Source organism: Bacillus inaquosorum, assembly GCF_023238325.1.
Taxonomy (GTDB): Bacteria; Bacillota; Bacilli; order Bacillales; family Bacillaceae; genus Bacillus; species Bacillus inaquosorum.
In genome coordinates this window covers 3301231-3321362 of record NZ_CP096592.1, presented here as the reverse complement: position 1 = coordinate 3321362, position 20132 = coordinate 3301231, and the positions used below count along the sequence as shown (strand labels likewise).

Below are 20132 nucleotides of genomic sequence, written 5' to 3'. Positions count from 1 at the left end.
AGATCGTCTTCAAATCTGAAGAACGATTACTCCTATAACCCCTCTATACGGAGGGTCTTTTTTTATGTCTTCAGCTCAACAGAAACGATTGAATCGAATACGATGTTTATATATCCCTGGTTCAAAAACTATCAGATATGATTAGTTAATCACGAGCATAACGCCATAAAAACTTCTTATGGCGTCAGCCGAACTAGGAGGTGCTACTACGGCGGAGGTTAGGCAAGAGTAAAAATTAATAACCACCAAAGAAAGAAGTACCAACAATGATTAACAAAATGAATAGCACCACGATCAAAGCGAAGGAGCTACCATAACCATTTGAATAACCCATATTGCCACCTCCTTTAGTGAGGATAGTATAGGATATGGCAAACGATAATTTTCGACATAGATTTAAGTCTAAATAAGAAAAAATGAATATTTTGTCTAAAGGCTAATAGAAATGCATAATTAAAAACTATTAAAAAACAAAATCAAGATAAATGGAACAGAATCTGAAAAGTAACGTTACTAACCCGTTGGTGCATCTAAAAGGAATAAAACGCAAAAGGAAATAAGGGGAACAAAAGAGAGAAAGGATTCGGTCGGGCAACCAAAACGCTAAAGGGAAAATAGAGGCGGTGCAGCTCCAAAAGGAAATCAATCTTATTTAATTTCATGGACGATATTTGGTCTTCGGGAGCGGCGGAAGCTGAAAGGCGGAGCGGAGTTTATCCCTGCTCTTTTGGTCATGTTCCATGAATAAGGTGTCTTGCTGCAGGATTTCGAGCCAGCGACTTTATTTCCTTCAATGTTATTACCCTAGGCTATCCCTGCCTCTACGAGTATGATTGGGAAGAAATTATGGGACGAAACATGACACCTATAGGCGGAGGTTTCGGGAGAAAGTTTTTAAAAAAGTTATTTTCACACAATCACAATAAATGGAATATAAAGTAAGCGAAAGGCGAATTCATTATAAGAAAGAGGTAATTTTTTATGTATCCAAATTATTATTACCCATATACGGGTGAAAGTCGTGCTTTTGAAGGTTTGGTCGGTACGTTTATATCGATTCCAGGTAATCTAACTTTGCCTAATGGTCAAGTGCTGGCTGCAGGCACAAGGGTGTTTATACACAGATCCAGTTTTACTCAAGCTGGCCAAGAACTTGTTACAATCGTCTTTCCTTTAGGAGTTGGCGGTAATTGTGTTGCTGGTTCCGCTCAAGTTTCGGCTTCTCAACTAGGAGCCGGCCCACAGGGAGGAGTTCAGTTTTTTAGATAAATCTATATATTAATAAAAAGTGTCATCTTTTAGGATGATGCTTTTTTGAAACGCGGAGATCATGTGAGATGCATATAAAAAGTTTTCCCAGAAGTTTTTTTAGGTTCCAATAACCCCTGAACATCATTTAAGCCCGCCTCACCGGCGGGCTTCCTCCTTTTTCTTAACTCCCCTTATACATCTGATAACCAAACGGCGACAGCAAAAGCGGGATATGATAATCAGTATCTGGGTCTGCAAGCTGAAAACGGACGGTGACAATGGTTAAAAACGGCTGGCCGGCCGTAATCGCTTTTTTTCTCGCAAAATAGTCTCCTGCATGGAACTCCATCACATATTCCCCGGACACCAGCTCTTCACCAGCCAGCAGCGGAGCATCGACTCGGCCGTCATCGTTGGTGAATGCCTCTTTGACAAGGCTGCTGCTGCCTTCGCCCAGCCGCTTCAATTCAATTTTTACGTTCGCTGCGGGTTTGCCGCAGGTTAAATCCAAGATATGGGTTGTCAGCTTTCCCATTATGCCTTCAGGCTCCCTAATGCTTCAGCGGCTTTCTGTTTTTCTTTCTCGGCGTCCTCTCTTGTCACGGTAAAGCGCTGGAAACCAAATGGCGGGCGCGGTTCGGTGTAGACTTTACCTTTTGAGCCTGGGATCTCTTCGACGACCGTATCCCATGTGTGATTTTGAGATTGGAAGCTGACATCGGTGAGCTGCGGGAATCTCGTTAATATTCTGCAGCCGATGTGATAGATTAAGTTTTGGATTGAAGGGGTTTCGAGCTCGTGAAAAACGGTGCTCGCTAAGTCTCGGACTTGTTCAGCCGCAACATAGCGGGCGGGATCGGAAGCATATGCGTCATTTGTGTTTTCATAATGCCAGCCGATGTTTAAATGGACAAACAGCGGGCGGTTGCCGTCTTCCGGGAGTGTTGTATATTCGTCCCGGATAAAGCCGACGAAGGAGTTGCCGCTTACCTTGACGAGCTGAAGATCTATGATTTCGCTGTATTGCTCTTTGATCGTTATTGTATCCCCGGTTCGTTTCGCTTTCAGAACAGACCGAGCGCGTTCATTGCGCGATCTTCTGAAGACGACCTGACTTGTGCCGAGCTCTTGCTCTTCGTAAGCAGGCATCGCCTCAAATGGAATGTCTTCGCCGGTCAGAGTGATCGTGTCCATATGAGAATAGGTATCTAAAAATCGGTGAGCCACATAGTGTAAGAATCCCTCGGCTGTCGTCCCTTCATAGGAAGCGAGATGGCGCTGAATAAAGTTTTTCATTGAGTCTGTAGCTACGACGAGTGTATTATCTCCATCTGTAAATGATGGCAAGAAGGCATCTCCGCCAATTTCACATGTCACATCAACGCCGACAACGGTATTGGCTCTTCCGGTAAAAGATGACTCTGGGATTGGCTTCACTCCTGTGAGCGGCTTTAAAAACGTTCGGTATGCAAATACATTGCCTTTGCCGTAAGACATGGTTCTTTTCATCTGCGTCTCTCCTTCTTTAGTTATAATGTCCGCCAGCCGAAAGCGGGCGATGCGGTCAATTTCTTCAAGGGCCTGCTGGAACTCCGCTTCCCGTTCATTCTTCAGCCTTGCCAGCAGGGCTTGGTGAATGTCCTGCTTCGTCTTTCCCTTTACCGCTAAAATGAAAGGAAAGCCGAAGCGTTTATAATAGTGTTCATTCAGCTTGAGAAATTCCTCGTATTCCTGCTGTTCAAGCGTGCTGAGCCCCGCGTTTTGCTGCTCTCTTACCGAGGAAGCGCTCATCGTTTTCTTTGTTCCGAGACGAGGGTGCTTATTGATTAAATCAAGCTGTGTCTGGCGATCAGCGGCTTTTACAATGCCCGCCATTTTGTGGTGAAGGTCGGAAAGGGAAGAAAACGGCCGCAATGCCGCGGCTTCCTCCGCAATCCATGAAGAGTGTTCAAAAATAGATCCAAGCGTGTCTGTCAGTGTTTGTGCGTCCATTTGATTCAGGTCATCCATTGTGAACATTGGCATCTTCCTTTACGTTTTCATTTCAGCGCCATCCGGCTGTTTGGTTTGAAAAAAAGCGTGCAGTGCAATTGCCGTCAAACTGCCGATCACAATTCCGCTTCCTGCCAAGACTGAGGCGGCGCCCGGAAGAGACGAAAACAACGCGGGAACTGTTGTGGCGCCGAGCCCTAAGCTGACGGAAGAGGCGATGATCAGCAGATTGCCCTGCGAATCGAAGTCAACGCTGGAGAGCATTTTGATCCCGTAAGAAATGACCATGCCGAACATGACAATCATCGCGCCGCCGAGAACTGGGTTTGGAATCACTGTTGTCAATGCTGCGGCTTTCGGAACCAGTCCGATCGCCATCAGCATGATTCCTGTAATCGCGATGACGTTGACACTTTTCATTTTTGAAAGCTGAACGATGCCGACATTTTGCGAGAAGGCGGTATAGGGAAACGCGTTAAATAAGCCGCCCAGCACAATCGCAAGGCCTTCCGCCCGGTAGCCCTTTTCCAGATCCTTCTCCGACAGCCTGCGGTTTGTGATATCAGCGAGCGCAAAGTAAACACCTGTCGATTCAACAAGGCTGACAATGGCAACGAGGAGCATCGTGACAATAGCCGGCAGCTCGAAGGTCGGCGGGCCGAAATAAAACAAAGACGGAACATGAAGCCAGGATGCCTCTATGGCGTCAGAAAAATCGACTTTCCCCATGAAGAATGCGGCCGCCGTTCCGGCGACAAGGCCGAGCAAAATCGCAATGGAGCGGATAAAGCCTTTAAAGAAATAAAACATCAATAAGATAAAAGCTGTGACCCCAAACCCGAGGAGCACGTTGTCCAGTGTGCCGAAGTCTTTGCTTCCTTCACCTCCGGCCAGGTTATTCATTGCTGTTGGAATCAGGCTGATGCCGATGATCATGACGACTGAGCCGGTCACGACAGGCGGAAAAAAACGGACAAGCTTTCCGAAAAAGCCCGCAGCTAAGACGACAATCAGCCCTGCGGCGATAATGGCACCATATATCGCTGAGACACCATATGTGCTGCCAATGGAAATCATCGGGCCGACTGCGGTAAACGTACATCCGAGCACAACGGGGAGGCCGATGCCGAAGTACCGGTTTTTCCACAGCTGCAAAAGAGTCGCCGTCCCGCACATGAACAAATCGATCGCAATTAAATACGTCAGCTGCCCTGCATTCAGCCCGATCGCCGCTCCGACGATCAGCGGAACGAGAATCGCTCCCGCATACATGGCAAGCATATGCTGAAGTCCGAGCATCATTAGCTGAAAGGAATTGTACTGTTCCTTCATGTCTTTTTACACCTCTTTTTCTAATGCAAGTGTATGGTCTAATACCGGAAGTTCTGTTTTCTGCGCTGTTGTTTCTTTTTTTCCGCGCAAGCTGAAAAATAGATTCAAAAAGATGGCGGTCAGGCTTCCGGTGATGGTGCCGTCACTGACCAGAATCCGGATTGGAGCGGGGAATTCAGCGAAAATCCCGGGCACCGTGCTGGCGCCGATGCCGAGTGCGATTGAGCATGCGATGGTCAGGAGGTGATATTGATTTGTGAGATCCGCTGTGCTGAGCATTTTGACGCCGGACGCTATCACCATGCCGAACATGACAACGGTCGCACCTCCAAGAACAGCTGCAGGAACAGCTGAAGCAAGGGCGGCAATCTTCGGAATCAGTCCGAGACAGACAAGGATACAGCCTGCGGTAACGACGACATTTCTCGTTTTCACTTTCGTCAGCTGCAATAAGCCGGCGTTTTGCGCAAAGGTGTTGTAGGGAAAGGCGTTGAAGAGCCCGCCGATGAGAATGGCGATTCCCTCCGCCCGATAGCCTTTGACAAGATCTTTTTCGGTTAAAGGTCTGCCGCATATCTTTCCGATCGCGTAGAAAACGCCGGTTGATTCTACAATAATGACGATTCCAACGATCAGCATCGTTAAGATCGGGCCGATTTCAAATGAAGGGGCTCCGAAGTAAAATGGCTTCGGAATTTGAAAGAACGGGGCTTCGGCGACAGCAGAAAAGCTGACTTTGCCCATGATGGCTGCTGCCGCTGTCCCGGCAGCGATTCCGATCAGAACGGACAGCGTTCGGGCAAACCCTTTGAGAAAGCGATTGAGGACTAGGATCAGCATAAGGACGCCGACAGAGAGAAGAAGGTTTTCGAGCGAACCGTATTCGGGATTGGCGCTGCCGCCAGCCATATTTTTCACACCTGTCGGAACAAGAGAAAGGCCGATCAAGGTTACAACGGTTCCTGTTACGACAGGAGGGAATAACACGGTCAGCTTGCCGAAAAAACGCGCAAACAAAAAGATAAACACACCAGCCGCGATGATTGAACCGTAAATCGCGTGAATGCCGTAATTCGCGCCAATTGCAATCATCGGGGTGACGGCTACAAATGAACTGCCAAGCATGACGGGAAGCCCGATGCCGATGTACGCTCCGCGCAAGGTTTGCAAAAGCGTCGCGACGCCGCACGTTAACAGGTCAATCGCCAATAGGTAAGACAGCTGTTCAGATGTTACATTCAGCGCCCTGCCGACAAGCAGGGGCACCAAAATCGCACCTGTATACATAGCCAGCACATGCTGAAGGCCAAGAGTAAACACCGCAAACGATCTTTGTTTCACTATAGCCCCTCCTTTTAAATGTGAACTTTAGTAACATGATAGCGTGCCGATTGTCGGGTGTCATTGGATACAGTAGCCGAAAAAGACAGGTGTTATTGCTGAAAGTGACGAAAAACGATTCGGTTTGTAAGAGAATGTAACAAACATTAGCTGATCAGCCGCTGCATCCGTAAGGCAAGCCGTAAACGCATCGTCGTCTCAGGATCTTTTAAGCTTTTGCCAAGCAGCTCTTCACATTTTTCAAGGCGGTAGATGACAGTATTGCGATGAACGTACAGACGCTTTGCCGTCTCGGAAATTTGGCAGTGTGTCTCTAAATAGACGGACAGTGTATGAAGGAGGCTTTGATCCTCCTGCTGTTTTTCAGCGAGGCTTTGAAGCGTGGAGTTGTAAAATTTCTTCAAATCCTCAACCGGGAGCAGACGAAGAAGCTCAGGGACATCTTTGGCGTGATACACCTGAATAAACTCCGTGCTTCTTGACAAATGCCCCGATTGCAGAGCGTCAGATGCCTCTGTAAACGCGTCGGGAACATCAATGAGCTTTTGGCATATATTGCTGATCCCAAAGGACACGGTCCGTTTAAATTGGGCCCTCACCTGTGATTGGAACTGCTCTAAAAAGCTGATCACCGAGGCGTGCATTTCACTCCAGCTGTCTGTTGCTTCGATCAGAATAATGCCGACGTTTCCTTTAATAAAGAGGTGGGGCGGAAACGGGAAGGCCGATAATTCGCCTTCAAGAAATTCGAATACGCTGTCGGAGGCGAGCTGATTTTCTGTAAAGCTGATCGATTCGTCATTACGGTCAAGTTTTCCGGCAATGCACATGTATTTTTGATCCCAGCGCAGCTTGAATTCTTTCGCCCGGTTTTTAATTTCATCATCTGAAGAAAATGACCGCTCAATAAAATTGCTGAAAAACTCATTGCGCGCCCGCCGGCTGAATTGCTTCAGCGCATTTTCCTTCAGCAGTTCAAAGGAAATCACGTTGGCCGCTTGTTCAATCGTGAGAATCAACCCTTTGTCGCCGGCCTGCACCATGTCCGGTATCAGCAGGTAGCCGCAGTTTTTTTCGTGATTATAAATAGGAAGGACAGAATACGTTTTTTGATCCGAGATTGTAGAGAAACAAGTGAAAAACGGCCCGGATACGGTATTCAGGGTGCCTTTCAGCTTTTCGGTCTCAACTGAAATCTGATGGGACGCAGAGAGCATTTTGGCATGCTGGTCAAGAAGCAGCACGGGAAGCTGAAGGAGGTCTGACACCTTTTTGAGGAGAGATTGCAGCCCCTTGCCGCTCATAATGTGGTTTGTGAATTTTTTGTGCGCGTAAATGGCTTGCTGCAGCTCGTTAGAACGCATATCGAGAATGTGGCTGAGTGTTGCATTCACAATATCGCCAAGGCGGATGTGTTCCGGGAGCTCGATGATCGGAAACGCGTATGAATCAGCCAGTTCGATGATTTCTTTCGGGATATCCTCCAGATAACGCTTTGTTTTAATGCCGAGGCCCGCGCAGCCGCGTTTTGCCATTTGCCGAATCAGTTCAGATAACTGGTGGGGGGTATCCTTCAGGTGATACGCGGTAGTGACGAGCAATTCGTTCTTATGCAGAAAGTCTGCGATATCCGGAGCGTCCATCATATTGACATGCTGAACCTCTCTTTCTCCTCCTGCTTTTCCCGCGATTAAATTGGCGTTTTCATAAGCCGGTATTTTCATCACATCAAAAATATTCATAGAGCATTCTCCTTTTCTATAAAAAACATTGGTTAAGATGAATAATTTTCAATAGGAATTCTAGCGGTTTTGCTGATGTAATACGATCATAGTAGCAGTAAACTGTTGAAAATAGAACTGATTGTGTTACATAAACTGACATGAAAAATCGTTATCCTTACATGGAGGGATCAATATGGCTTACGATTTGGTGATAAAAGGTGCGAAGATAGTTACGCCAGATGGCGTTAAAAATGCTGATATTGCAGTTCAAAACGGTGTCATTGCCGAGATTGGTTCAGACATTGAAGCAGGCGGGGCAGCAATGATCCAGGCAGATGGAAAATACGTGTTTCCCGGTGCGATAGACTGCCATGTTCATTTCAATGAACCGGGCAGAGAGGATTGGGAGGGGATTGAAACAGGTTCGCAGATGATGGCAGCAGGCGGCTGCACCACTTATTTTGATATGCCGCTCAATTGCATTCCATCAACTGTGACGGCAGAACACCTTCTCGCAAAAGCTGAACTTGGCAGGCAAAAATCAGTCGTGGATTTTGCGCTATGGGGCGGCCTTGTGCCCGGCCATATCGAGGACATCCGCCCAATGGCTGAAGCGGGAGCGATCGGGTTTAAAGCGTTTTTATCAAAATCAGGCACAGACGAGTTCCGCTCCGTTGACGAAAGGACCTTGCTCAAAGGCATGACAGAAATCGCCACTGCAGGAAAAATCCTCGCTCTTCACGCCGAGAGCGACGCAATCACAAGCTATTTGCAGATGGTCTTGGCCAATAAAGGAAAAGTGGATGCGGATGCGTACGCCGCCTCCCGCCCGGAGGAAGCCGAAGCTGAAGCGGTGTATCGCACGATTCAGTATGCGAAGGTGACAGGCTGTCCGGTCCATTTTGTCCATATCAGCACGGCGAAAGCGGTCCGGCTGATCAGAGAGGCGAAACAGGAAGGGCTTGATGTTTCGGTCGAAACATGCCCGCATTATGTCTTGTTCAGCCATGACGATTTACGAGAAAAGGGCTCTGTCGCAAAATGCGCGCCTCCCCTCCGGTCGCCTCGATCAAAGGAGGCGTTGATCGAGGCGCTCATTGCGGGGCACATTGACATGGTCTCCTCCGATCATTCCCCTTGCCGTCCGTCCTTGAAGCGGGAGGACAATCTGTTTTTATCATGGGGCGGAATCAGCGGCGGGCAGTTCACTTTATTAGGAATGCTGGAACTGGCGCTTGAGCATCAGATTCCGTTTGAAAACATCGCTGAATGGACAGCGGCGGCCCCTGCAAAACGATTCGGCCTTCAGCAAAAAGGACGGCTTGAAGCGGGATGTGATGCCGATTTTGTGCTTGTCAGCATGGAGCCGTACACTGCTACAAAAGAATCGATGTTTGCAAAGCATAAGCATAGCATTTACGAAGGCCATACATTTCCCTGCCGCATTTCGGCCACTTACAGCAAAGGACTGTGCGTGTACAGTGATGGGGAAAAAGTCAGCGGAATTGACGGAGCGTTGGTCGTTCCTTCGTAAACCCGGCGGTTTTTACCGCCGGGTTTTTTTGATTTCCGCTGTTCTTGTTTTTAAAATTCAATCAACGTGGTATCTTTTTTAAAAGGGAGGCGGAGGCAATGGAACATGTCAAATACATACTGAAGCAATCATGGTCGCGCCATACGAGCTCTAAATGGACGGAAGAATGCCCGTCATGCGGCCAATGCGGTGTGACGGCATTGGTGATTCAGGATCATTTCGGCGGCGCCATTTTCAAAACAAAAGTCGGTGAGAGCTGGCATTTTTATAACAGCATCAATGGCGTGATGTACGATTTTACGAGTGAACAGTTTCGGGCGCCTATTGAATATCAGCATATTCCTTCCTCAAGAGAAGAGGCGTTTTTAGATACGAATGAGGAACAATACCAGCAACTCCGTTCATCATTTTCCCGCCATATGAACAGCATTTCCGAGGAAACCTGAAAACACGTGTGATAAACTGGGAGAGAGGTGAATGATTGTGATTTATATCGGACTGACGGGATGGGGGGATCATGACAGCATCTATCCGCCGAAAACGGCCAGCCAGAAAAAATTGCAGGCCTATTCCTCCCATTTTCCGATCGTTGAATTAGACGCGAGTTTTTACGCGATTCAGCCGGCGCGCAATAATGAAAAGTGGGTGAAGGAAACGCCGGAAACCTTCCAATTTATCGTGAAAGCGTATCAGGGCATGACAGGGCATCAGCGCGGCGAAATTCCCTTTGACTCAAAAGAGGAGATGTTTGATGCGTTTAAGGTGTCTTTAACGCCCTATTTACATAGCAATAAGCTTGCCATGGTGCTGTTTCAATTTCCGCCGTGGTTTGACTGCAAGAAGGAGAATGTCGCCTATTTGAGGTGGTGCAAGCATCAAATGGGAGATATCCCTTGTGCGCTTGAATTCAGAAACCGCTCCTGGTTCTCGCCGCCATTTTATGAGCAGACACTTTCATTTATGAAAGCGCAAGGCTGGATTCACAGTGTTTGTGATGAACCGCAAATCGGAGAAGGCAGCGTTCCGACTGTTTTGCGCGCCACTGATGAAAACAAAACGCTCGTCAGGTTTCACGGACGCAACAAGCAGGGCTGGATGAAGCCTGATGGAGGGAAAAACTGGCGGGAGGTCAGGTACTTATACCGCTACAACCAACAGGAGCTGGAGGATTGGAAAAAGCACCTGAATGAATTGCAACAACAATGTAAGGATGTCTTTGTCCTGTTCAATAACAATTCTGGCGGAGACGCCGCGGATAACGGCAAGCAAATGCTTGAACTGCTTGATATCGAGTACAGCGGACTTGCTCCGAGACAGCTCGATTTATTTTAGAAAAGAGGTTTTGATTGATGTCGTTTGTGATTTTGGCCGTACTGGGATTAATCGCAGGTACGGTAGGCAGTCTGATTGGGCTTGGCGGCGGAATTGTCATCGTGCCGTCTCTGATGTTTTTAAGCACAGTGACGCCGCTGTTTCAGGATGTGACGCCGCAGGTCGCGATTGGAACTTCGCTTTTGGTCATTATTTTTACGGGTCTTTCTTCAACTTTGGCTTATATTAAATATAAAACCGTTGATTATAAGAGCGGGCTCATTTTCTTTATTGGCTCAGGTCCCGGCAGCATTATCGGGGCTTACGTGTCAAAGCTGTTTAATTCAAACTCGTTTTCCGTATGGTTTGGCATTTTTATGATTCTTATTTCATTATCCTTAATGCTGAAAGCGAAAGCCCGGCCGATCAACAAAGCGCACAAAGGGATTATTCGGACATTTCAGGATGATGCCGGTGAGCCTTATACGTACTCATATCAGGCCCCTATTGGCATTGCGATTGCCTTTGTTGTCGGCTTTTTAGGCGGGCTTTTCGGAATAGGCGGCGGTTCGCTGATGGTTCCGGCGATGATGCTGTTATTCCTGTTCCCGCCAAAGGTTGCGGTGGCAACGTCCATGTTTATTATTTTCCTGTCCTCTATGACAGGGTCTGTTTCACATGTTATTTCCGGGCACGTCAATTGGCTGTATGCCCTAGCGCTGGTGCCCGGCGCTTGGTTCGGCGGTAAGCTTGGCGCCGCCATCAATAGGAAAATGCAGACGAAAACGATCGTTATGATCATGCGGATCGTACTGATCTTGATCGGCTGCCAGCTCATTTATGAAGGCATTTTCAGCTGAACGATTAGGGAGAGATAATATGAAGGAGAAGCTCCGCTTATATCATACAAATGATTTGCACAGCCATTTTGAAAACTGGCCGAAAATTGTAGATTATATCGAGCAGAAAAGAAAAGAGCATCAGTCAGACAGCGAAGAGACGCTCGTTTTTGATATTGGCGATCATCTTGATCGTTTTCAATTCGTGACAGAGGCGACATTCGGAAAAGCGAATGTTGATCTCTTAAACCGTCTTCACATTGATGGAGCGGCGATCGGCAATAACGAAGGGATTACGCTTCCGCATGAAGAGCTCGCCGCACTATATGATCATGCTGAATTTCCCGTTATCGTCTCCAATCTGTATGACAAAACAGGAAACCGTCCGTCCTGGGCGGTTCCTTACCATATCAAATCATTGAAAAACGGTATGTCCATTGCTTTCTTAGGCGTAACTGTGCCTTATTATCCCGTTTATGACAAGCTGGGATGGACGGTAACTGATGCTCTTGAAAGCATAAAGGAAACCATTCAGGAAGTGAAAGGGCAGGCTGATATCATCGTTTTGCTGTCGCATTTAGGCATTCTTGATGATCAGGCAGTGGCTGAAGCGGTACCTGAGATTGATGTGATCCTCGAATCGCACACCCATCATTTGCTTGAAGATGGACAAGTAGTAAACGGTGTATTGCTTGCCAGCGCCGAGAAATACGGGCATTATGTCGGCTGTGTAGAAATCACAGTGGACAGTGTACAGCGAAGCATCATCAGCAAAACAGCGTCTGTGCAGAACATGGCGGAATGGCCAGGAGAATCCGCCGAAACTAAAGCGTTTCTTAATGAGAAAGAACGTGAAGCCGAGGAGAAGCTGTCCGATGCCGTTGCGGAGCTTGCACAAGATGCTGAGGTGAAGTGGTTTGAAGAATCAGAGCTGCCTTTGCTTCTGGCGTACGCGTTAAAGGAATGGTGCGGGACGGACATCAGTATGGTGAATTCCGGTGTCATTCTCGGTCCGCTGAAAGCGGGTCCAGTGACGAAGCTGGATCTGCACCGCATCTGTCCTCACCCGATCAACCCGGTGGCTGTCCGCCTGACGGGAGAAGAACTCAAAGAGACCATTGTCCATGCCGCTTCAGAACAAATGGAGCAGCTCCGGATCAAAGGGCTCGGCTTTCGCGGAGAAGTGATGGGAAAAATGGTGTACGCGGGTGTTGATGTAGAAACGAAACGCCTGGATGACGGAATCACGCATGTCACACGGATCACGTTGAACGGGGAAGAGATTGAAAAACATAAACAATACTCCGTTGCGGTTCTCGACATGTTTACGCTCGGCAGGATGTTTCCGATCATCCGCGACGCCGCAGAAAAAGAATATTTTATGCCTGAATTTTTGCGGGATCTGCTCGCTTGGAAGCTCGCGCAATAAGGTAGTCAGCCCACAACAAGCTGTGCCCTTCATCATAAAGTGATGAATGAAGGGAGTGGTTGACGTGGTAAATCTGACACCAATCATGATAGAAGGACAGCCTTTTACAGCTGTGACAGTGAAGCTTCCAAAAACGAATTTTATGGCCGTCACCAATGATCACGGATACATTATGTGCGGCGCGCTTGATGTGGCGCTGCTGAATGAAAAATTAAAGGAGCGGGGCATTGTGGCTGGGCGTGCAGTTGGTGTACGAACAATTGACCAGCTGTTAGACGCACCTTTAGAATCCGTCACGTACGCCGCTGAAGATCTCGGCATCCATGCCGGCATGAGCGGCAGAGAAGCGCTTTTAAAAATGGTGAAATAAAAATTTGGCCCGGCTATTACTATGTCCCCTCTTACAAGCATACATTGTGATATGTAAGGGGGGATTTTCTTGCCAAGATATCGCGGCCCTTTTCGCAAGAGAGGACCTTTGCCTTTCCGTTATGTGCTGCTCTTGTCAGTTGTCTTTTTTATCCTGTCAACAACAGTCAGCCTTTGGATGATCAATGGCTCGATTAAACCTGTTTTAATGAGCATCGGCGAGATGGAAACGAAGCGTGTGGCGACAGAGGTGATCCAGGATTCAATTGAGGATTATATGTCTGACAGTGAGAATATGAAAGATATGTTTCAAATGAATTCTGATGAAAACGGAAACTTAACGACAATCGATTTTAATACACAGGTTGTAAACAGTGTGAAAACAAAAGTGACAAAGCAGCTTCAGGCTCATCTGAAAGAGATGGAAACCCACACCGGACACAGCGGCGCCAGTGAAAATATTATGATCAACATTCCGCTGGGGCAGGTAACCGGCAACAGCCTCCTCGGAAACCTCGGCCCGAAAATCCCGGTCCGGTTCAATTTAATCGGTGACGCTTTTACAGATGTCAAAACCAAAATCAAGCCGTATGGCATAAATAATGCACTTATTGATATCAGCATCTTTGTTGAAATTAAAGTGAAGGTCATTATTCCGTTCGCAAGTAAAACTGCTGTCGTCACAAATAATGTGCCTGTATCGATTAAAGCAGTGCAGGGCGAAGTGCCGCAGTTTTATAACGGAAGCGGCGCCTCGGGTGTCACGCCTTCTGTCCAGCTTCCAAGCAGCAAAGAAGAGGACAGTGCCGAATCGAAAAATGAAAAAAACAGCAAATAAGCCGCCTGTCGAAGAGGCGGCTTTTTGTTATTTCTTTTTTCTGTATTCATACCGCTCCCACGCTCTCAAATGCGGGTATGGATCAAACGACCATTCGGTTTTTCCGTTATCTTTGTACATGCCGTAGTGAAGATGCGGCGGGAATTTCCCAGCGGTTCCCGGCGGTCCGTATCCTGAGCTGCCGACTGATCCGATTACTTGGCCGGGCTCAACAATTTGTCCGGTTTTAATCCCTTTGGCAAACCCATTAAGATGGGCAAAATAATGATACGTATTGTTAATGTCTCTAATGCCGATTCTCCATCCTCCGAAGCGGTTCCAGCCCTTCATTTCAACTACCCCGTAACAGGTGGATCTGACAGGAAGGCCGTAATGGGCAAAGATATCCGTGCCTTCATGAATCCGTCTCCCCCCGAAGCCCCGGGCATCTCCCCACGTGCTGCGATAGCTGTAATCGGTTCTGATCGGAAGCGGAAACGCATGCTCGCCTAGATCAATATGACCGTAGGCTTTAAACAGCTTCATGAATTCAGATATGATCCCCACTGTCTGATCACGCCGGTAATAATCCCAAAGCCCAATGCGGATGTTGTCCTCATCTGTGCCATACGACAGCAAGTATTGGCTGAACGTATACAAAATATCTTCATCATTGCTGACCTCGGCTTTCCCGTCTCCGTCACCATCCATTCCGATTCCGTCAAACACTTTAATGCTTAACGGCGCATCGTCTTTCGGATTCGGGTTTTCAGGCCCGCTCCAGATTTCATCCGGTATATAGATGCTGATGATTCCCGCTTTGTCAGGCAGATCTTTTCGGTTGCTCCGCACATTTTCCTCGTATTGATCTACAGCGGCGAGCGCATACCAAGGAATCTGCGTCACAGCCTCGACTTTATGATATAATTCCATCCGTTTCGACAGCACTGGATCTGAAAGCTCTTTTCCAGACGCATAAGGCTCAAGCGCAAACAAAAGGAGAAGAAGAGCGGTTAACAAAACTTTCACAAAATAATCTCCTTTCATATTGAATACACATAGTTTGCGGCAAGCCGGCTTAAAAATGTCAGTAATCATCTTCCCTTGTCGAGAAATTTTTCCTATGTTAAAGTGTCTAGAGAAAAGACTTTCTTTAGTTAGAAAAACATTATTTTTGTTGCAGAAATACCTTTCTCGTTTTCAGAATGTTTCGTGTCAGAAATTGAGTATATTGGATATTGGAGATGATGGGAATTGGCAAAGAAAGACGAACACCTCAGAAAGCCCGAATGGCTCAAAATCAAATTAAATACAAATGAAAACTATACAGGCCTCAAAAAACTCATGCGGGAAAACAACCTGCATACCGTATGCGAAGAAGCAAAATGTCCGAATATTCATGAATGCTGGGCGGTCAGACGTACAGCGACATTTATGATTTTAGGTTCTGTTTGTACAAGAGCATGCCGTTTCTGTGCTGTCAAAACGGGCCTTCCAACTGAGCTTGATCTGCAAGAGCCGGAACGCGTAGCGGATTCTGTCGCGCTTATGAATCTGAAACACGCGGTCATTACGGCTGTTGCGCGTGACGACCAGAAAGACGGCGGAGCAGGCATTTTCGCGGAAACTGTCCGTGCGATCCGCAGAAAAAGCCCGTTCACAACAATTGAGGTGCTGCCGTCTGATATGGGCGGAAATTATGATAACCTGAAAACCTTAATGGATACACGTCCAGACATCCTGAATCACAATATCGAAACGGTTCGCCGCTTGACGCCAAGAGTTCGCGCGCGTGCGACGTACGACCGTTCGTTGGAATTTTTGCGCCGTGCGAAAGAAATGCAGCCTGACATTCCGACAAAATCAAGCATCATGATCGGACTTGGCGAAACGAAAGAAGAGATTATTGAAGTCATGGACGACCTCTTGGCAAACAACGTGGATATTATGGCAATCGGCCAATATTTGCAGCCGACAAAGAAACACTTAAAAGTCCAAAAATACTATCACCCTGATGAATTTGCAGAATTAAAGGAAATCGCAATGAAAAAAGGCTTCAGCCACTGCGAAGCCGGTCCGCTTGTCCGTTCATCTTACCATGCGGATGAACAGGTGAACGAAGCATCTAAAAAGCGCCAAGCACAAGCATAATGCCAAAACGCCAGATCATCTGGCGTTTTTGTCATTCCTATCGATTTTCATGTCCTGACGGGTTTCTCCGTTGGCATTTTCATTCTCTGAGACAGGGCTTCCTTGAGGGGAGGTTTTCATTTCTTGAATCGTCCCCGACATGATCTCTCTAATATCCCTTGAACCGGAACCGAGATTGCTGTAATTTTCGATGGATTGCATATGGTTTGGATTATCAGAAATATACACATGATAGTATCGCGGTATCACAGAAGCCGCCGTTTTCTTCACCTGATCGGCGGTCAGCCCGCGGTTTTTGGAATCGGTTTTGTACACGACAAGCGCTTCTCGATCGGTCACCAGTGTGGCAGCATCTTGAATATGAGGGAGCTGAACCGTTAAACTTGATATGATGTGAGCGGTTTCTTCCCGATTCATCACCGGTGCTTCCTGCTGTTCGCCGTCAAATTGTTCTTTTTGATAACGGACATAGCCAAATTGTTCGTTCTCATCATGCCGGTTAAAAGCCTCGTTGCGGTCAGACACATGAATGGGCCTGGTTTGATTCCGCGTCTGGTTTTGGACATTTTGCTCGGCATTATCTAATCCTGCGCCTCCGCATCCGGATAAAAGACCGGCCAACAGGCAGAGGCTGACAGCGGTTGGTTTCATTTATAAATCCCTCCTTATGTGTAGGGTAGCCAAATCGCATGATTTATTCTTTAGCAATTGATGGGGACGGGGCAATGAATTATGATAGGAATGAGTGAAAAAGAGGTGAGATCATGATTCTTATTCAAAATGCCGAATTTGAATTGGTGCACAATTTCAAAGACGGCTTCAACGAAGAGGCTTTTAAAGCCCGCTACTCCGATATTTTAAATAAATACGATTATATTGTGGGAGACTGGGGATACGGTCAGCTTAGGCTCAAGGGCTTCTTTGACGACCAGAATCAAAAGGCAACCTTCGAAACGAAAATCAGTACATTAGATGAATACATTTACGAATACTGCAATTTCGGCTGTGCGTATTTTGTCTTGAAACGGATCAGAAAATAAACATACACAAAGGGGATGCTGTCATGTATTTTGTTGACAGAAACAAGATCGAGCAAACACTTGGGTTCTTTGAGCACCAGCTGGCGCTTTTTAACTCACAAACAGACTGGCAGTCTGAAATCGGGGGACTGGCGCTTCAGCGTATAGGCCATTTGCTAATCGAATGCATTCTGGATACAGGCAATGACATGATTGACGGTTTTATTATGCGGGACCCGGGCAGCTATGATGACATTATGGACATACTTGTTGATGAAAAAGTTGTCACAGAACAAGAGGGAACTGAGCTCAAAAAATTGATCGCCTACCGCAAAACATTGGTTCAGCAGTACCTGCTCGCTGACAGCGCCGAGCTTTACAGGCTGATTACGGCACATCAGACAGCTCTGCAAGACTTCCCGCAACGGATCAGAAGCTACTTGGAAACAGAGCTTGGTCCTGTTTCCGCGTTTAAATAACAACTGGAGTGTTGGAAATGAAAACATATAAAGGGTATTTAATTGATTTAGACGGAACAATGTACAATGGCACGGAAAAAATCGAGGAAGCGTGTGAATTTGTCAGAACGCTGAAAGATCGCGGCGTTCCTTATCTTTTCGTGACAAACAACTCTTCGCGCACACCGAAGCAGGTGGCGGACAAGCTTATGTCTTTTGATATTCCGGCAACAGAAGAGCAGGTCTTTACGACAAGCATGGCGACTGCCCAGCATATTGCCCAGCAGAAAAAAGACGCGTCTGTGTATGTGATCGGGGAAGAAGGCATCCGCCAGGCGATTGAAGAAAACGGCCTGACGTTTGGCGAGGAAAACGCGGATTTTGTCGTTGTTGGTATTGACCGGTCCATTACATACGAAAAATTTGCTGTCGGCTGCCTTGCAATCAGAAATGGCGCCCGCTTTATTTCCACTAACGGAGATATTGCGATACCGACTGAAAGAGGCCTTCTGCCTGGAAACGGCTCACTGACATCTGTATTAACCGTATCGACAGGCGTACAGCCCGTATTTATCGGCAAGCCGGAATCAATTATTATGGAGCAGGCGATGCGCGTTCTCGGCACGGATGTGTCGGAAACACTCATGGTCGGCGACAACTACGCGACGGACATTATGGCCGGCATTAACGCCGGTATGGATACGCTGCTTGTTCACACAGGCGTAACGAAAAGAGAACATATGACAGACAATATGGAAAAACCGACTCATGCCATTGACTCTCTGACTGAATGGATTCCATACATTTAAAAAAGGGCGCCCCAAAAGGGTGCCCTTATTCTGTGTGCCGCGCGCGGTGTGCGAGCCTGCTTGAGGCCGCGGCGGAAATCGCACCGACGATGTCATCCAGAAAGGTATGGCATTCGCCGGTTGATTTATCATTCAAATGTGTAAGGATTCCGGGTTTTTCTTTGTCGATGTAGCCGTAGTTCGTAAACCCGATCGATCCGTAAATGTTCACGATGGAAAATGCCAGAACTTCATCTACTCCATATAGGCTTTCATCTGTTTCCAGCATCGTTTGCAGCGGTTCAGACAGTTTTTTCTGCTCAGCAAGAACATCCAATTCAATGCCCGTTAAAATCGCATTTTGCACCTCGCGTTTTGCGAGAACGCGATTGACGTTCAACGTGCATTCATCAATGGTTAAATCCGGATGATATTTTTTCTGCAGAAAAAAGACAAGCTCGGCAATGTCTGACACCTCAACGCCGCGCTCCTTCATCCGTGCTCTTGCTTTTGCTTCCATCTGACTGATTTGTTCGTTTTCTGACATCAGCTTCACCCAATCTTTTTTACTAGTTTATACAAAATGTTTGAGATGTTTACGACTTTTTCTTGCGCCTTCGTCGGATTAAAATATGTATTCATAATTCCGGACGTGTATGACTACGATGTGATGAGCCCTAATTCTACAGGCAGGTGATCATTGTGAAAGGTACAATAAAAGAAAAATACGGTATTCATATCAGGCAGCTTTCCATGTACCAGCACACATATCAATGCTTTCAGACGCCGAATTCATTCTTTCTGATTGTCCCCGTTTCCCAATTCTCAGATACGGAACTGGCGGAGCTTTATTACATGAGTCAGTATTTACAAGAACAAAGTGACCCATACGTTTCGGTTTTTATCTTTACAAAAGAAGGTAAGCTAACGTTTGAACATGAAGGAAAAACGTACGCTCTGCTGAAGGCGGCACCCCCTGTTTCAAACCGGGCGTTCTCCATTGGAGCGGAGCTGGCGGAATTTCACCGAAAAGGCCGAGGGTATCCGTATGAAGTGAAGGCAGCCGGAAGAATCGGCCAGTGGAAGGATCTGTGGGGAAAACGCATTGATCAGCTGGAAGCGTTTTGGCAGCGGAAGGTTCATACCCCTCCGCACGAGCCATTCGATAAAAAAATGATCGAGTCATTTCCATATTATTTAGGACTGTCAGAAAACGCGATACAATATTTAGTGGACACTGAGCTGGATGACAAGCCCCAAGCCGCTGATTCAGGAACGATATGCCATCAGCGGATGGAAAGACATACATGGTCATCCGAATCATTGATCAGGATTCCTGCGGATTGGGTATTTGACCACGCCTCACGCGATTTGGCTGAATATATGCGACATACGTTTTTGCATCACAGACAGGATTTTAATCAGCAGGGCTTTCTCTTTTTACAGGAATACGGGCAGGTCACGCCGCTGTCTTCGTTTTCGAAACGTCTTCTGTACAGCCGCCTGCTCTTCCCGCTTCATTATTTTGAAATCGTGGAGAGCTACTACATGTCGTCAGAATCAGAAAAGCATTATTATGAAGAGCAGCTTGACTTCATTCTTAGCGACTGCGGCCGCTATGAGCAATTTCTCAATACAGCGCAGGAATTCATGAATATGCGGGCGCAGAAGCCATTTGTTCCCCGCGTGAGCTGGCTCGGCAAAGGCAGCCCAGGGTGAGGAGAAAATCTGACAAAAATAATTAGAAAATAAAGAATCTTGTCATATCAATGTGTTA

At 47.1% G+C, this 20132-nt stretch carries 22 protein-coding genes and 1 pseudogene; 13 read left to right on the top strand and 10 right to left on the bottom strand.

Annotated elements, in window-relative coordinates; genetic code table 11:
- Positions 1-235: 235 nt before the first annotated feature.
- Positions 236-334: a YjcZ family sporulation protein gene (locus M1M80_RS16870; RefSeq protein ID WP_032732263.1), complete on the bottom strand. Its 99-nt coding sequence runs from the start codon at positions 332-334 to the stop codon at positions 236-238.
- A 348-nt stretch (positions 335-682) separates the two neighbouring features.
- A pseudogene (locus tag M1M80_RS21750) lies at positions 683-788 on the bottom strand (hypothetical protein); the annotation flags it as partial.
- Between the two features lie 193 nt (positions 789-981).
- Between M1M80_RS21750 and M1M80_RS16865 the strand changes: the two are divergent.
- Positions 982-1269 carry a hypothetical protein gene (locus tag M1M80_RS16865; protein WP_019259389.1) on the top strand — a complete coding sequence of 96 codons (288 nt, stop codon included), beginning with the start codon at positions 982-984 and terminating at the stop codon, positions 1267-1269.
- Between the two features lie 163 nt (positions 1270-1432).
- On the opposite strand, the gene uraH is transcribed toward M1M80_RS16865, so the two are convergent.
- The 5 genes from uraH to pucR form a co-directional block, all read right to left on the bottom strand.
- Positions 1433-1786, bottom strand: coding sequence for a hydroxyisourate hydrolase (uraH, locus tag M1M80_RS16860; RefSeq protein ID WP_060399423.1), 354 nt, complete (start codon positions 1784-1786; stop codon positions 1433-1435).
- Positions 1786-3270: a factor-independent urate hydroxylase gene (gene pucL, locus M1M80_RS16855; protein ID WP_060399422.1), complete on the bottom strand. Its 1485-nt coding sequence runs from the start codon at positions 3268-3270 to the stop codon at positions 1786-1788. Before pucL ends, uraH begins: the two co-directional genes overlap by 1 nt.
- A 12-nt stretch (positions 3271-3282) precedes the next feature.
- Positions 3283-4575 carry a uric acid permease PucK gene (pucK, locus tag M1M80_RS16850; protein ID WP_060399421.1) on the bottom strand — a complete coding sequence of 431 codons (1293 nt, stop codon included), beginning with the start codon at positions 4573-4575 and terminating at the stop codon, positions 3283-3285.
- A gap of 6 nt (positions 4576-4581) precedes the next feature.
- Positions 4582-5916 (bottom strand): uric acid permease PucJ, encoded by a 1335-nt coding sequence (pucJ, locus tag M1M80_RS16845; RefSeq protein WP_060399420.1) that lies wholly within the window; start codon positions 5914-5916, stop codon positions 4582-4584.
- A 146-nt stretch (positions 5917-6062) separates the two neighbouring features.
- Entirely contained in the window at positions 6063-7658 is a 1596-nt protein-coding gene (gene pucR, locus M1M80_RS16840; RefSeq protein WP_060399419.1) for a purine catabolism transcriptional regulator PucR, read from the bottom strand.
- Between the two features lie 175 nt (positions 7659-7833).
- On the opposite strand from pucR, the gene M1M80_RS16835 reads away from it, so the two are divergent.
- The 7 genes from M1M80_RS16835 (at position 7834) to yunB (ending at position 13960) form a co-directional block, all read left to right on the top strand.
- Positions 7834-9174, top strand: coding sequence for an allantoinase (locus M1M80_RS16835; RefSeq protein ID WP_060399418.1), 1341 nt, complete (start codon positions 7834-7836; stop codon positions 9172-9174).
- A gap of 98 nt (positions 9175-9272) precedes the next feature.
- Entirely contained in the window at positions 9273-9620 is a 348-nt protein-coding gene (locus tag M1M80_RS16830; protein ID WP_060399417.1) for a YunG family protein, read from the top strand.
- Between the two features lie 37 nt (positions 9621-9657).
- Complete coding sequence (locus tag M1M80_RS16825; protein ID WP_060400057.1) at positions 9658-10506, top strand: DUF72 domain-containing protein; 849 nt, start codon at positions 9658-9660, stop codon at positions 10504-10506.
- A 17-nt stretch (positions 10507-10523) separates the two neighbouring features.
- Positions 10524-11345: a sulfite exporter TauE/SafE family protein gene (locus M1M80_RS16820; protein WP_003240931.1), complete on the top strand. Its 822-nt coding sequence runs from the start codon at positions 10524-10526 to the stop codon at positions 11343-11345.
- 19 nt (positions 11346-11364) lie between these two features.
- Positions 11365-12753 (top strand): bifunctional metallophosphatase/5'-nucleotidase, encoded by a 1389-nt coding sequence (locus M1M80_RS16815; protein ID WP_060399416.1) that lies wholly within the window; start codon positions 11365-11367, stop codon positions 12751-12753.
- 64 nt (positions 12754-12817) lie between these two features.
- Complete coding sequence (locus M1M80_RS16810; RefSeq protein ID WP_003240935.1) at positions 12818-13123, top strand: YunC family protein; 306 nt, start codon at positions 12818-12820, stop codon at positions 13121-13123.
- Between the two features lie 69 nt (positions 13124-13192).
- Positions 13193-13960: a sporulation protein YunB gene (yunB, locus tag M1M80_RS16805; RefSeq protein ID WP_060399415.1), complete on the top strand. Its 768-nt coding sequence runs from the start codon at positions 13193-13195 to the stop codon at positions 13958-13960.
- A 27-nt stretch (positions 13961-13987) separates the two neighbouring features.
- Here the strand turns inward: yunB and lytH are convergent, their stop codons facing one another.
- Positions 13988-14968 (bottom strand): L-Ala--D-Glu endopeptidase, encoded by a 981-nt coding sequence (gene lytH / locus M1M80_RS16800; RefSeq protein WP_019259376.1) that lies wholly within the window; start codon positions 14966-14968, stop codon positions 13988-13990.
- Positions 14969-15193: 225 nt separating this feature from the next.
- On the opposite strand from lytH, the gene lipA reads away from it, so the two are divergent.
- Positions 15194-16090: a lipoyl synthase gene (gene lipA, locus M1M80_RS16795; RefSeq protein WP_060399414.1), complete on the top strand. Its 897-nt coding sequence runs from the start codon at positions 15194-15196 to the stop codon at positions 16088-16090.
- A gap of 15 nt (positions 16091-16105) precedes the next feature.
- Here the strand turns inward: lipA and M1M80_RS16790 are convergent, their stop codons facing one another.
- Positions 16106-16741, bottom strand: a complete 636-nt coding sequence (locus M1M80_RS16790; protein WP_003240941.1) for a YhcN/YlaJ family sporulation lipoprotein — start codon at positions 16739-16741, stop codon at positions 16106-16108.
- Positions 16742-16854: 113 nt separating this feature from the next.
- Between M1M80_RS16790 and M1M80_RS16785 the strand changes: the two genes are divergently transcribed.
- From M1M80_RS16785 to nucF, 3 genes are read left to right on the top strand one after another with little or no spacing between them, the layout of a single operon-like run.
- On the top strand, positions 16855-17130 hold the full coding sequence (locus tag M1M80_RS16785; protein ID WP_003228682.1) for a YutD family protein: 276 nt from the start codon (positions 16855-16857) through the stop codon (positions 17128-17130).
- Positions 17131-17153: 23 nt separating this feature from the next.
- Positions 17154-17588: a DUF86 domain-containing protein gene (locus M1M80_RS16780; RefSeq protein ID WP_003240943.1), complete on the top strand. Its 435-nt coding sequence runs from the start codon at positions 17154-17156 to the stop codon at positions 17586-17588.
- Positions 17589-17605: 17 nt separating this feature from the next.
- Entirely contained in the window at positions 17606-18376 is a 771-nt protein-coding gene (gene nucF / locus M1M80_RS16775; protein ID WP_060399413.1) for a 5' nucleotidase NucF, read from the top strand.
- A gap of 25 nt (positions 18377-18401) precedes the next feature.
- On the opposite strand, the gene M1M80_RS16770 is transcribed toward nucF, so the two are convergent.
- Positions 18402-18902: a phosphatidylglycerophosphatase A family protein gene (locus M1M80_RS16770; protein WP_003240947.1), complete on the bottom strand. Its 501-nt coding sequence runs from the start codon at positions 18900-18902 to the stop codon at positions 18402-18404.
- A 152-nt stretch (positions 18903-19054) separates the two neighbouring features.
- Between M1M80_RS16770 and cotNH the strand changes: the two genes are divergently transcribed.
- Complete coding sequence (gene cotNH / locus M1M80_RS16765) at positions 19055-20074, top strand: spore coat-associated protein CotNH (protein ID WP_060400056.1); 1020 nt, start codon at positions 19055-19057, stop codon at positions 20072-20074.
- The last annotated feature ends 58 nt before the right edge of the window (positions 20075-20132 follow it).